The organism is Planococcus halotolerans (genome assembly GCF_003289955.1).
Lineage (GTDB): Bacteria > Bacillota > Bacilli > Bacillales_A > Planococcaceae > Planococcus > Planococcus halotolerans.
Genome location: NZ_QLZR01000012.1, coordinates 34,429 through 46,571 on the forward strand (window position 1 = coordinate 34,429; position 12,143 = coordinate 46,571).

Annotated in this window: 13 protein-coding genes and 1 rRNA gene; 1 reads left to right on the top strand and 13 read right to left on the bottom strand. The window is 45.8% G+C overall.

Annotation, left to right across the window (positions count from 1 at the left end; translation table 11 throughout):
• Window positions 1–36: 36 nt before the first annotated feature.
• The 3 genes from DP120_RS18010 to metG all read right to left on the bottom strand — a co-directional run bounded on the left by DP120_RS18010 (window position 37) and on the right by metG (window position 4,349).
• Window positions 37–1,344, bottom strand: coding sequence for a G5 and 3D domain-containing protein (locus DP120_RS18010; protein ID WP_240612031.1), 1,308 nt, complete (start codon window positions 1,342–1,344; stop codon window positions 37–39).
• A gap of 87 nt (window positions 1,345–1,431) precedes the next feature.
• Window positions 1,432–2,199 carry a TatD family hydrolase gene (locus DP120_RS18015; protein WP_112225038.1) on the bottom strand — a complete coding sequence of 256 codons (768 nt, stop codon included), beginning with the start codon at window positions 2,197–2,199 and terminating at the stop codon, window positions 1,432–1,434.
• Window positions 2,200–2,390: 191 nt separating this feature from the next.
• Window positions 2,391–4,349, bottom strand: coding sequence for a methionine--tRNA ligase (gene metG, locus DP120_RS18020; RefSeq protein ID WP_112225040.1), 1,959 nt, complete (start codon window positions 4,347–4,349; stop codon window positions 2,391–2,393).
• Between the two features lie 330 nt (window positions 4,350–4,679).
• On the opposite strand from metG, the gene DP120_RS18025 reads away from it, so the two are divergent.
• Window positions 4,680–4,958, top strand: a complete 279-nt coding sequence (locus tag DP120_RS18025) for an AbrB/MazE/SpoVT family DNA-binding domain-containing protein (RefSeq protein WP_084242246.1) — start codon at window positions 4,680–4,682, stop codon at window positions 4,956–4,958.
• A gap of 39 nt (window positions 4,959–4,997) precedes the next feature.
• On the opposite strand, the gene rsmI is transcribed toward DP120_RS18025, so the two are convergent.
• The 10 genes from rsmI to rrf all read right to left on the bottom strand — a co-directional run bounded on the left by rsmI (window position 4,998) and on the right by rrf (window position 11,988).
• Window positions 4,998–5,867 carry a 16S rRNA (cytidine(1402)-2'-O)-methyltransferase gene (gene rsmI / locus DP120_RS18030; RefSeq protein WP_112225042.1) on the bottom strand — a complete coding sequence of 290 codons (870 nt, stop codon included), beginning with the start codon at window positions 5,865–5,867 and terminating at the stop codon, window positions 4,998–5,000.
• Window positions 5,867–6,133 carry a GIY-YIG nuclease family protein gene (locus DP120_RS18035; RefSeq protein ID WP_112225044.1) on the bottom strand — a complete coding sequence of 89 codons (267 nt, stop codon included), beginning with the start codon at window positions 6,131–6,133 and terminating at the stop codon, window positions 5,867–5,869. Before DP120_RS18035 ends, rsmI begins: the two co-directional genes overlap by 1 nt.
• Complete coding sequence (locus tag DP120_RS18040; RefSeq protein WP_112225062.1) at window positions 6,120–6,857, bottom strand: tRNA1(Val) (adenine(37)-N6)-methyltransferase; 738 nt, start codon at window positions 6,855–6,857, stop codon at window positions 6,120–6,122. The genes DP120_RS18035 and DP120_RS18040 overlap by 14 nt, the downstream gene beginning before the upstream one ends.
• Window positions 6,858–6,928: 71 nt before the next feature.
• The gene (gene yabA / locus DP120_RS18045) at window positions 6,929–7,291 is read right to left on the bottom strand and encodes a DNA replication initiation control protein YabA (protein ID WP_084242258.1); all 363 of its coding nucleotides are present in this window, start codon (window positions 7,289–7,291) and stop codon (window positions 6,929–6,931) included.
• A gap of 10 nt (window positions 7,292–7,301) precedes the next feature.
• A complete protein-coding gene (locus DP120_RS18050) occupies window positions 7,302–8,114 on the bottom strand; it encodes a PSP1 domain-containing protein (RefSeq protein ID WP_112225047.1) in 813 nt (270 codons plus the stop codon).
• 3 nt (window positions 8,115–8,117) lie between these two features.
• On the bottom strand, window positions 8,118–9,110 hold the full coding sequence (gene holB, locus DP120_RS18055; protein WP_112225049.1) for a DNA polymerase III subunit delta': 993 nt from the start codon (window positions 9,108–9,110) through the stop codon (window positions 8,118–8,120).
• A gap of 79 nt (window positions 9,111–9,189) precedes the next feature.
• Window positions 9,190–9,519, bottom strand: coding sequence for a cyclic-di-AMP receptor (locus DP120_RS18060; RefSeq protein WP_084242251.1), 330 nt, complete (start codon window positions 9,517–9,519; stop codon window positions 9,190–9,192).
• A gap of 58 nt (window positions 9,520–9,577) precedes the next feature.
• Window positions 9,578–10,222 (bottom strand): dTMP kinase, encoded by a 645-nt coding sequence (tmk, locus tag DP120_RS18065; RefSeq protein WP_112225052.1) that lies wholly within the window; start codon window positions 10,220–10,222, stop codon window positions 9,578–9,580.
• Window positions 10,222–11,664 carry an aminotransferase class I/II-fold pyridoxal phosphate-dependent enzyme gene (locus tag DP120_RS18070; RefSeq protein WP_112225054.1) on the bottom strand — a complete coding sequence of 481 codons (1,443 nt, stop codon included), beginning with the start codon at window positions 11,662–11,664 and terminating at the stop codon, window positions 10,222–10,224. The genes tmk and DP120_RS18070 overlap by 1 nt, the downstream gene beginning before the upstream one ends.
• A 208-nt stretch (window positions 11,665–11,872) precedes the next feature.
• Window positions 11,873–11,988, bottom strand: a 5S ribosomal RNA gene (rrf, locus tag DP120_RS18075).
• Between the last annotated feature and the right edge of the window lie 155 nt (window positions 11,989–12,143).

Genomic DNA, 12,143 nt, shown 5'->3' on the forward strand with positions numbered 1-12,143 from the left:
GGCTGCCCCGGGAAAGCTTTCCAATTTCTTTATTAATTAATCCAGAATTTTAATCTTCACTTGCTTGCGTCCGAACGCCAATGCTGCAGAGCGGTCCGGCATGAAGATATCGATTTTATTGCCTTTGATAGCGCCGCCTGTATCACCTGCGATTGCATGTCCGTAACCTTCAACCCATACTTTCGAGCCAAGTGGAATAACAGAAGGGTCAACCGCGATTACTTTCAGGTGCGGGTTGGCAAGCAGGTTAATGCCTGTTGCCGTGATGCCTGAGCATCCTGTGCAGGAAGCTGTGTAAGCTGTTGCCGATACATAGAACTCGCGGCTGCTTGATGGTTCACTGCTTTGAGCTGGTGCTGCTGTTTTCGTTGTTTTAGTCGATGTTGCTGCCGGCTGAGATGCTGCTGCTTTTTTCGGAGCAGGAGCTGCCGCTTTTGTATCAGTTCCGCGGGAAACACTTGCAACAACAGTTTTCGTTCCGACTGCCACGACTTGTTTCTTCGCTTCTTTGATGACTTTCTCGCCTTTAAGTTCACGTTTTACTTCTTTGCCGTTTTCCATAACAACTTCATAAGTCTTTTCTACAAGACCTTCTTCGCCTTTTTGAACTACTTTTTCAGATCCTTTCAAAAGAGAGGAATCTTTCTTTGTTTCTTTGGCGAATTTCACTGAATCTTCCACTACATCGGTGACCTTTTCTACACGAACAACTTTAACTTCAGATCCGGGAAGGATTAATTCATCCATATCTTTTTCTACGCGATCAAGATCGCTCAAAGTGATTTTATGCTGTTTTAAAAAGTCAGCGACCGTAGTCGAAGTGGACCATACTTTCTTTTCTTCCAGTCCATCAAGAATTGTCACTTCATAAGCTTTTTCAACAGAAATAGCAGTATTTGCATCTACTTCTTCGTTTAGTGCAGGTGTTACTTTATCATGTTCAGTAATTTCAACGTCCGCTTTTGCCAAAATATCTTCGACCGTATTCGAAGTTGTCCAGGCAGATGTCGGTTTGCCGTCCACTGTAATGGTAAATTGATCGGCTTCCGTCCATTCAATTACGATATCTTTATCGATTGAAGCTTCTGCTGTATGGCTCAAATAGTCATCCTGTCCTACTTTGATTTCCTGCTCTGCAAGAAACGCCCCTACTGTTTCAGCGTGGGTTTTGACTTCTTCTTTTTCACCGTTTGCAATCATCGTGACGGTGTTTTTCGTACCTTCATAAATCGCGAAAACCATAACTGCTGCAAACATCAGCACCGTAGCCAACGTGATGATCACTGATTTCTTTTTGGATGCTTTTATTGTTGAGTAATTATTATCCTCTTCTTCTTTCGTCAAATGTAACTCCTCCTCATTCACCTGTGTGATTATATAGACTCATTTAGTTGCATGTCAATTAGAACGGGTTTCAGCCATTCTTTCTCTTTAGTTCAATTTAAAGAATCTTTCAGCATTCTGTGTGGTGATTTTTGCCACTTCTTCCACCGGCAAGTCTCTCAAGCGGGCGATTTCTTCCGCCACCAGCGTTACATAGGAAGGTTCATTGCGTTTTCCGCGGTAAGGGTGAGGCGCAAGATAAGGCGCGTCTGTTTCGATCAATAAATGTTCGAGCGGGATCTGTGCTGCGACTTCCTTAGGCTTTTTGGCATTCTTGAATGTCACAGGTCCGCCAAGGGAAATCATGAAATTCATATCAATGCTGATCTGTGCCGTTTCGACGCTGCCACCGAAGCAGTGCATAATGCCGCCGACTTCCGCCGCATTTTCCTCTTTCAGGATAGTCAAAACGTCTTCTGTCGCTTCACGGTTGTGGATGATAATCGGCAGCTGCAGTTTTTTCGCCAGCTGTATCTGCTTGCGGAAAACTTCCTGCTGGATGTCTTTGGGCGATTTGTCCCAATGGTAATCCAGGCCTGTTTCACCGATGCCGACGACTTTCGGATGGGCTGAAAGTTCTTCGATCCATTCCAGATCAGCGTTCGTGCAATCAACCGCATCAACCGGATGCCAGCCAATCACTGCATAAAGGAAATCGTATTCTTCTATTAATGCCATGGCGCGTTCAATCGTCTTCCGATCAAAACCGATGACAATCATTTTTGTAACATTGTTTTCTAATGCGCGTTCGATGACTTCTTTCAAATCATCATCGTATTGGTCAGCATTTAAATGTACGTGAGTATCAATAAACATATGCATTCTCCTTACGTTAAGCTTTATTTTATCCGTAAACTTCATTTCTTTCTTCTCAGTAATATTACATTTGTATAACAAAACATCTTTTTTGCGTGACATTTTACCCGGAATCCTTTAAAAAAAGACTGCAAAATTCACCATAATAAAAATGGTCCGCTCAGTCAAGCGGACCATCTTCAGATAAAGATTTATTTAATTTTTGCGCCGTTCGGCAACTTCTCGGCGATTGAAGCCATAGTCAGGAAACCATCTTTTTCTCCAGCCAAAATCATGCCCTGCGATAATTCACCGCGTAATTTCACTGGTTTCAAGTTGGCGACAACCACGACTTTTTTGCCGACCAGTTCTTCCGGTTTATAATGTTCGGCGATGCCCGAAACCACCTGGCGCTGCTCATATCCCAGATCCAGCTGCAATTTCAGCAGTTTCGACGTTTTCGGCACCGGCTCACAAGCTATAACTGTTGCTGCACGAAGATCGACCTTCGCAAAGTCATCAATCGTGATTTCCGGTACATCCGGCACTTCTTCGATTGCTTCTTCTTCCGGTTCCTCAGTGGAGCCACCGCGCATTTGGTCACGAATATACGCAACTTCCGGTTCGATTTCAAGACGCGGGAAGATCGGCGTTCCTTTAGCAGCCACTTTTGTATTGGCAGGAATCTTGCCGAAACCGTCCAGCGTTTCCCAAGCCAGATATTCTTCTGACAAGCCGAGCTGTTCGATGATCTGCTTCGGTGCATTCGGCAAGAATGGCTGAAGCATAACCGCTGTCATGCGCAAGCTTTCCGCCAGGTGGGCCATAACAGAAGCAAGTTCTTCTTTTCTGTTTTCATCTTTTGCCAGCACCCATGGCTGTGTTTCATCTATATATTTATTGCTTCGTGAAATCAGTACCCAAACTTCGCTTAATACCATGCTGAACTGCATTTTTTCCATGTGCTTCTCATAGGTTTCGACCGTTTCTTTCGCAACACGCTGAAGCGTCGCGTCAAACTCCGTCTTTTCACCGGCAATTTGCGGCACTTCCCCATCAAAGTATTTATTGATCATGGAAACTGTGCGGTTCAATAAATTCCCGAGGTCGTTGGCTAAATCGTAATTTGTCCGTTCGATAAACGCTTCCGGAGAAAATACGCCGTCAGAACCGAAAGGCAGCTCCCGCAGCAGGAAGTAACGCGTGGCATCCAAGCCATAGCGTTCGACCAGCATTTCCGGATAAACGACATTGCCTTTCGACTTCGACATTTTGCCGTCTTTCATCATGATAAAGCCATGTGCGAAAACTTTTTTCGGCAATGGCAAATCAAGCGCCATCAGGAAAATCGGCCAGTAAATCGTGTGGAAGCGGACGATATCCTTACCAACCACGTGAACATCCGCCGGCCAGTATTTATTGAACAACGAATCGTCGTCAGAACCGTAGCCCAGCGACGTAATATAATTCGACAAAGCATCCACCCACACATAAATAACGTGTTTCGGATCTCCAGGAACCGGAATCCCCCAGTCAAACGATGTACGGGAAACGGAAAGATCCTCGAGACCCGGTTTGATGAAGTTATTGACCATTTCATTTTTACGGGATTCAGGCTCGATGAATTCGACATTGTTCTCATAATAATCCAGGAGGCGAGCTGCATATTTCTTCATATTGAAGAAATACGATTCTTCCTTCACTTTATGGACCGGGCGGCCGCAATCCGGGCAATTGCCGTTGTCCAGCTGGCTTTCTGTATAGAAAGACTCGCAAGGCGTGCAGTACCAGCCTTCATAATGCCCTTTATAGATGTCACCGTTGTCCAGAAACTTCTGGAAAATCTTTTCCACGCCTTCTTTGTGGCGGGCTTCAGTGGTCTGGATAAAATCATCATAAGTGATGTCCATCGTTTTCCAGACACTTTTCGCAGCTTCCGCCATGCCATTTACATATTCCTGCGGGGCAAGGCCGGCTTCCTGCGCTTTTTCCTCTATTTTCTGGCCATGTTCATCCATGCCCGTCAAAAAGCGGACATCAAAGCCGCGAAGGCGTTTATAGCGCGCCATCGCATCAGATGCGACCGTTGTATAAGCGGTTCCGATATGGAATTTTCCGCTTGGATAATAAATCGGAGTCGTTAAATAAAAAGTATCTTTGTTTGCAGTCACGAAAAATTCCTCCAGTTTGTTTGTATAAGGTTTATTTTAACGAAGTCCGCAATTTTGTACAATCTTTCAATCTTAGGCGTTCCAAGGTATTTTTTGTAAAAATATTATATCTAAATTTCTGTTTAATTTTACCAATTGTCGAATCGTTGCCATTTAAAGCGGTTCTTTTTAAAGAATTTAATAATATATGTCATAAATTATGGTATTTCGTTATAAATTCGATAGTTTTTTGTTGACCTGGAAGAAAGGAGTTGGTATGATTTATGACAGGAAGTGGTAATTGTCGAATTTTGGCGAAAACATCTAAAAAATTCAAGGGGGACGAATATTATGAAATCAACAGGTATCGTACGTAAAGTTGACGAATTGGGCCGTGTAGTTATTCCAATCGAATTGCGCCGCACATTGGGGATCGCAGAGAAAGACGCTTTGGAGATCTATGTCGATGATGACAAAATCATCTTGAAAAAATACATGCCGAACATGACTTGCGCTGTAACAGGTGAAGTATCGGACGACAACATGAAACTTGTCGGCGGCAAATTGGTCTTGAGTTCTGAAGGCGCAGAAATGCTGATGAAAGAAATTCAAGGCAACTTGAAAAAATAAGTTTTTTAAAACCGGAGCGCTTCATGCGCTCCGGTTTTTTTAAGTATGAAACGCCTGATAAACATCTCGTTTCGACAATTTCCGGTCTGTCGAGACCTTTTTTATCGCCTCTTTTGAGGAAAGCTGTTCCCGCTCCATCACTTCTTCGACGTGTTCTTCTATTGATAAATCTTCCCACCAGACCGACGTTTCGACAAGATCCGGTTCTGCATTCCCTTCGATGATCAGGCAGAATTCACCGCGTATTTCATTGGCGTCCGCCCATTCCACCGCTTGTTCCACCGTCCCTCTCAGGAACTCTTCGAATTTCTTGGTCACTTCCCGCGCCAGGACAATCCGTCGGTCATTGCCGAAATTCTTCTGGATACTTTTCAGGCTTTCCTTTAACCGGTGAGGCGCTTCATAAAAAATAAGCGTCTCGCGGTTTTGGCTCAATAGCTCAAGTTCAGCCTGCCGCTCTTTTTTATTGCGTGACAGAAAGCCGTAGAACTGGAACGGCTGAGGTGCAATGCCGGAAGCGATAAGCGCACTGAGCGCTGCATTGGCCCCGGGAATCGGCACGACCGGAAAGCCTTCCGCTATCGCCCGTTTTACGATATCCTCACCAGGATCGGAAATACACGGCATACCCGCGTCGCTGACAAGTGCCACTGATTTTCCTTCTTCCAGGTAAGCCAGAATTTTATGACCGCCGCTTTCCTGGTTATGTTCATGATAACTGACCAGCTTCGTTTGAATATCAAAGTAATTGCAGAGTTTTTTTGTATTTCTCGTATCTTCCGCTGCAATGATATCGACTTCTTTTAAAATGCGCAGCGCACGGACCGTCATGTCTTCGAGATTGCCGATCGGCGTCGCAACAAGATATAAAGTTGCTGTTGTTTCCTGAAAACTTTTCTGGGATTTCATCAGACCTGCTCCTTCCCTTCAGCAATATAACGGATTTTTTTCGCTTTCGTTAATTGCTTGAAGGCATATTCCGCCTTCATCGCTTCCGGCTTTGTTTCAAATTCTTCGAAATGAATCACTTTCACCGGCCCTCTCGCCCGTGTGTATTTCGCGCCTTTGCCGGCATTATGTGTTTCCAGCCGTTTCTGCAAATCATTGGTATAGCCCGCGTAATAGGAATTGTCGGCACATTCAAGCACATAGAAATAATGGCTATTTGTCTCCATAAAGCATTTCCCGCACTTCTTCCGTATATTCCCCGTCGTCTCCGTAGACAATCAGCGGCGGCAAGATTTTCAGATCGGGCTTGCCGTCTTTTATTCCTTCAATTAATAAGGTGTTCGCTTCTTTCCCGGCTTTCGGGTAGACCAGCCTGACACGTTTCGGCTCCAGCCGGTTGACGCGCATTGCCGTGATCAAGTCAATCAGCCGGCCAGCACGGTGCACAAATGCCGCTTTGCCGCCCTGCTTCAATAACTGGCTGGCAGAGCGCACAGCCTCGTCCAGCGTCAAATAGAGCTCGTGTCGTGCAATCGCCATGTGTTCACTGATATTTTTATCGCTCATATTATCCGCCGGAAAATATGGCGGGTTGCATGTTACGACGTCATATTTTTCAAAACCGAGCGTTTCCGGGATCGTTTTGACATCGCCCTGCAGAATGCTAATCTGCGGCTCCAACCCGTTATACGCCACACTGCGCTGCGCCATATGCACAAGCCGCTCCTGCAGCTCGACACCGATGATCTGGGATTCCGTCCGAGCGCTTAAAAAAAGCGGAATCGCCCCGTTCCCTGTACATAGATCCACTATCTTCCCGCGTTTCAACGGCAAGTAAGCAAACCGGGCCAATAAAACCGCATCCAGTGAAAACGAAAATACGGACGGGCTTTGAATGATCCGTAATTCCTCCGCCAATAAATAATCCAGCCGTTCGTCATCCAACAGCATATTTTCAACTCCTCCACAAAACAAAAAGCTGCCGCCACGCAAGGTGACGGAAGCTTTTGTTGATTTTGCCATCAATTCTGCTTGTTTAAAAATGAAAGGCAGAACAAGCAATCATCACCTTTTCGGGAACTGCCAAAATGTACATGGCAGACATGATAGCCTTCGTGATAAAGCCGGGCCAGATTATCATAGCCCTCGCCGATATCCATGACCGCTCTTTCGAGTTTTACAGGATCCACAGCCGCAGCAGCTTCCGGAACCGCTTCATGAAGTTCATCCAGGCGCGCACGCAAATGATGATTTTCAAGCTGCAGCGCATGATGTTCTTCCATCGTATGCGCCACCACTGCTTTCAATTCGCGAAATTGCTGCTGCATCGATTCAAGCTGCTGCTCAAAATCCATGACCGTGTCCAAAAAATTCTTATCTTTCACACCAACCACCTCACGCTCTCGTTCCTTGGTCCATTATCTCACTTAATGCATATTCAAGTGTCTGTTCCTGCTCAGAAAGGCGGATTTTCAATACGCGTTCCAGAATATTCATACTGACAACACGACCTTCGCCGTCCGGAGTCGCAACACGTGTGCCAACATCCGGCATTTCTTTCTTCGCCTGCTCATACTCATCGTTCTCATACTTAAGGCAGCACATCAAGCGCCCGCAAAGACCTGAAATCTTCGATGGATTCAACGACAGATTCTGATCTTTGGCCATTTTAATCGAAACCGGTTCAAAATCGCCCAGGAATGTTGAACAGCAAAGCATACGTCCACAAGGTCCGATGCCCCCGAGCATTTTCGCTTCATCCCTTACACCGATTTGGCGAAGTTCGATACGTGTCCGGAATATTGACGCCAGATCCTTAACAAGGTTCCGGAAATCGACGCGGCCTTCCGCCGTGAAATAAAAAATCACTTTATTGCGGTCAAAAGTATATTCGACATCAACCAGCTTCATATCGAGCCGGTGTTCTTCGATTTTTCCTGTACCCATCTCAAATGCACGCTGCGCTTCCCGGCGGTTATCTTCCACCTGCTCACGATCACGTTCACTTGCTACACGCACAACTTGTTTCAGCGGCAATACGACATCGTTTTCGCCGACCGTCTTGACCGGTACGACCACTTTCCCGTATTCCACTCCGCGAGCTGTTTCAACGATTACATAATCGTCTTTTTCGATCGTAAATTCACCTGGATCGAAATAATATATTTTACCCGCTTTTTTAAAGCGGACACCTATGACATTATACAATTTTTACCCCTCCCGCAGATTCAGCATTAATTGCTCCATCAGCAGCGTTCGGTTCATATTGCGAGGCAATTGCTGTTTGGCCTGTAAAATAGCCTGCAGCTGTTTTGACAACACAGTAAAAGAACGCTGAAGAGCCATCTGCTTCCAAGTTTCTTCCATGTCTGGATACGTTCTTGCTGTCTCGAGTCCTGCCTTTACCGAAGCAATGTCCCGATATGCAAATAATAACATGTCCAGGCCTCTTTCGGTATCTTCTTTTTCCTTAAACAACGGAAGCCAATCCGACTGAAGCATTAAAAGTGCCTCGTGTACATTGTTGCTGACCACTTCGACCAGCTTCAAAACTGTTTTTCTTGCCTGTGGAAATTGTTCATCCGTACTCAAAGCCAGTGCTTCTTCTTCGCTTTGCGTCAGCATGCTTACCGTTGCGGCCATAGAAGCTGTCATGCCACCCGCAATCAGCTTTTCCATTAACACTGGGCGTGACAGCGGCTGAAACGATACAAGCTGGCAGCGGGAACGGATTGTGCTCATAATCGCATTCAGACGTTCTGTCTGAAGAATGGCCGTCACATTGAATTCCGGCTCCTCCAGAAATTTTAGCAACGCATTAGCGGAAGCATTATTCATCCGATCCGCTTCCTGAATCACATATATCTTACGCCCCGTATTCAATCCTGTTTTATTCATTGAATAAATCAATTCACGGATCTGGTCAATCTTGATGTTTTGACCATCCGGTTCTATAAAGACGATATTCGGATGATTTCCGGAATTATATAAATGGCAGCTTCTGCATGTTCCACATGGAACATTTTGCTGCGGATTTTCGCAAAGCAACAGCTTCACAAAAAAATGCGTTACTTCTTTTATTCCCGAACCAGCAGGCCCTTCAAAAAGGAAGGCATGTGCCAGCCGGTCTTTTTCAAAAGCCCCTTGCAGCCTCTTCATCACAATCGGCTGCATCTGTTTGAATTCTTCGGTTGTCATCTGCACAATTTCACCTTCCGCCTTTTTAAAAAAATCCCGTGTTCCAAGGGAGCACGGGTGTCATGTATTTTATGATCTGCGTCACTTAAAAATGGTGGAATTGCTCAATCGGCAACACAAATATCGTGGCACCGCCAACTTCCACTTCCACAGGATATGGTATATACGAATCCGCATTTCCGCCCATAGGTGAAACAGGTGCTACCATCTGTTCGCGCGAACGGCAATTTTCCCGGATTAAATCCATTAATTTAGGAACGAGGCTATCGTCAACCCCGATTAAAAAAGTCGTGTTCCCTGAGCGCAAAAACCCTCCTGTACTGGCAAGCTTGGTAGCCCGGAAATCATTTTTTGTCAAAGCATTGGATAATCGGTTACTGTCTTGGTCCTGTACAACTGCAACGACGAGTTTCATCAGCACTCACTCCTTTTTATTGGTCTTTCTTCTATATAATTATAACACGAACAATTAATTACGCTGTATAACTTTCCATGCCTTTTATAATCGCTGCCAGCGCATCCGCCACAACTTCTTCCGGCTCTTTGACAGCATCGATTCTGACAATGCGGTCGGGATAACGGCGTGAAACTTCCTGATAGCCCTCATACACCTTTTGGTGGAACGGCAATTTCTCCATATCCAAGCGGTTCTGTTCTCTTCCGCTGTTTGCCGCAATCCTTTGCAGCCCGATTTCCGGCGACACATCAAATAATAAGGTCAAATCCGGCCAAGTGTCCTGTATCGCAAATTCATTGATGGAAAGAACTTCGTCGATGCCAAGTCCGCGGGCATGCCCCTGGTAAGCCAGTGAACTGTCGATAAAGCGGTCGCACAGCACCACTTTCCCCTGGTGCAGTGCTGGCAGCACTTTCTCCACCAGATGCTGGCGCCGGGCAGCTGCATAAAGAAGCGCTTCTGTACGGCCGTCCATTGCCGTATGGTTTTTATTCAAAATCACCTCTCGGATCTTCTCAGCAATCTCAATGCCTCCCGGTTCCCGCGTCAAAACGGCTTCGATGCCCAGTGGTTGCAGCTGTGTCATCAATTGCTCGATAGCGGTCGTCTTGCCCGCCCCTTCAGGCCCTTCAATGGTAATAAAATATCCTGGTTTGTTCATTATTCGTTGCCTCCATGCTGTATGACCAAAAGTTGCTTTTCAGCCAGTTTATGTTCACCTTGAATCACCGCACCTGCTGCCAAATGATCCATTAACTGCTCTAATTTTGCTTGAGTCCATATCTCTCCAGGCAACGCTAACGGGACTCCCGGCGGATAGGGAGTGACCATCGCTGCCGAATGCCGGCCCATCGCTTTTGTATAGGAAATCCATTCCGAATCAGCCAAGTCAATCGCCTCATAGGAGATTTCCGGTTCACTGATTGCGATTGGCTCCTGACGTGTTATCAGCAGCTTCTTATCCCTCTGCTCTTTTCGCAGCTGTTGGACTGCTTCCCTGATTCGGCTTCCGATTTCCGCAAATGGATAAGTATGGCTCTGTTTTAATAATGGCGATACCATCACCACTTGAAGCGAGTCGGCCATTTCAGCGTAAACATTCATTTCTTCCAGTTTTTCCTGAAGTCTGAAACCGTTGTACCCTTCCACTCTCAACATGATTTTGAGCGGATCGTCCGCTTCAACCACTTCAAGATCAGAAATCGTTCTCAGGCTGCCAATAAACAGTTTACGTTTCTCTTGGAAATATTGTTTATCCGGTCCGGAATATGTTTGAATAAAAGCTCTTGCATCATCCAGCGAAGCCATAATCAAATAAGACGGACTGCTTGATTGGAACATACGCAGATACTTGCTTACCCTATCCGCGTTCACCCGGCTTCCTTTTATATGAAGAAAAGAACCCATCGTCATAGCAGGCAATGTCTTATGTGCAGATTGCACAACTGCATCTGCACCATAAGAGAGAGCAGATCGGGGGAACGGCGGACCCGCAAGCAGATGGGCACCGTGAGCTTCGTCAACCAGCACCGGAATATCAAATTGGTGACTGTACTTTATCATTTCTTCTATTTCTACCCCTGCCATGCCGTAATAATTAGGGTAAGTTAAAATTAAAGCTTTGGCTTCCGGATACAGCTGAATGGCATCTTTCAACGTTTTTAACGAAACACTTTCCGCACTTAGTGACGCTTCGCCCCATTCCGGAGCCAGATAGACTGGTTGCAATTTAGCCAGTTCCAGCGCATGAAAAATGGATTTATGAGAGTTTCGCTGAACCAGTACGCGGTCCCCTTCTTTGCAGACTGCATGAATCATCGCCAAGTTGCCGCTGGTTGATCCGTTTACCAAAAAGAAACTTTTATCAGCTTCATAAGCCTCGGCCAATAATTGCTGAGCTTCTCTAATAGCCCCTTCCGGATAATGCAGATCGTCCAATCCGCTCAATTCAGTTTGATCGTATTGCAAAGCAGAGCGTATCTCGTTCGGCAAGCCCGATAATTCCCCATGCTTATGTCCGGGAACGTGAAAAGAAACCGGCCGCTGTTGCTGAAAATTCTTTAACGCTTCCACTAAAGGGCGTCGCTGCGTCATATAGTCCATCCTCACATCTTCCTTGTTCCTTCCATTATAACGAACTTTGGCACCAAATGGGCAAAGTCGATTCATAGAAAGCACCTTTCCAGTAATTTTCTTGCCTGTTCTTTTTATTAGCAGGTTCCTTGTTATTAACAATAAAATCGTTATTTCTGACAAAATTTATGACAAAAAAGGCCGCTACCGCTTACGCGGTAACGACCTTCTTCTGTATGCCCAGCGGCGTCCTACTCTCACAGGGGGAGACCCCCAACTACCATCGGCGCAAAAGAGCTTAACTGCCGTGTTCGGGATGGGAACGGGTGTGGCCTCTTTGCCATCGTCACTGGACTGTATTTGAGTGCTTGCGCCCTCAAAACTGGATAAACGACGGTGAAACATTTTTGATGCAAAGCAATTCATAAAAGTATTGGTTAAGTCCTCGATCGATTAGTATTCGTCAGCTGCACGTGTCGCCACGCTTCCACCTCGAACCTATCTACCTC

Bases quoted from the DNA above. Each gene is read 5' to 3' on its own strand.
- DP120_RS18015 (WP_112225038.1), bottom strand. From the start codon at position 2,199: ATGTTTATTGATACTCACGTACATTTAAATGCTGACCAATACGATGAT.
- DP120_RS18025 (WP_084242246.1), top strand. From the start codon at position 4,680: ATGAAATCAACAGGTATCGTACGTAAAGTTGACGAATTGGGCCGTGTA.
- rsmI (WP_112225042.1), bottom strand. From the start codon at position 5,867: ATGAAATCCCAGAAAAGTTTTCAGGAAACAACAGCAACTTTATATCTT.
- DP120_RS18035 (WP_112225044.1), bottom strand. From the start codon at position 6,133: ATGGAGACAAATAGCCATTATTTCTATGTGCTTGAATGTGCCGACAAT.
- DP120_RS18040 (WP_112225062.1), bottom strand. From the start codon at position 6,857: ATGCTGTTGGATGACGAACGGCTGGATTATTTATTGGCGGAGGAATTA.
- DP120_RS18060 (WP_084242251.1), bottom strand. From the start codon at position 9,519: ATGAAACTCGTCGTTGCAGTTGTACAGGACCAAGACAGTAACCGATTA.
- tmk (WP_112225052.1), bottom strand. From the start codon at position 10,222: ATGAACAAACCAGGATATTTTATTACCATTGAAGGGCCTGAAGGGGCG.
- DP120_RS18070 (WP_112225054.1), bottom strand. From the start codon at position 11,664: ATGGACTATATGACGCAGCGACGCCCTTTAGTGGAAGCGTTAAAGAAT.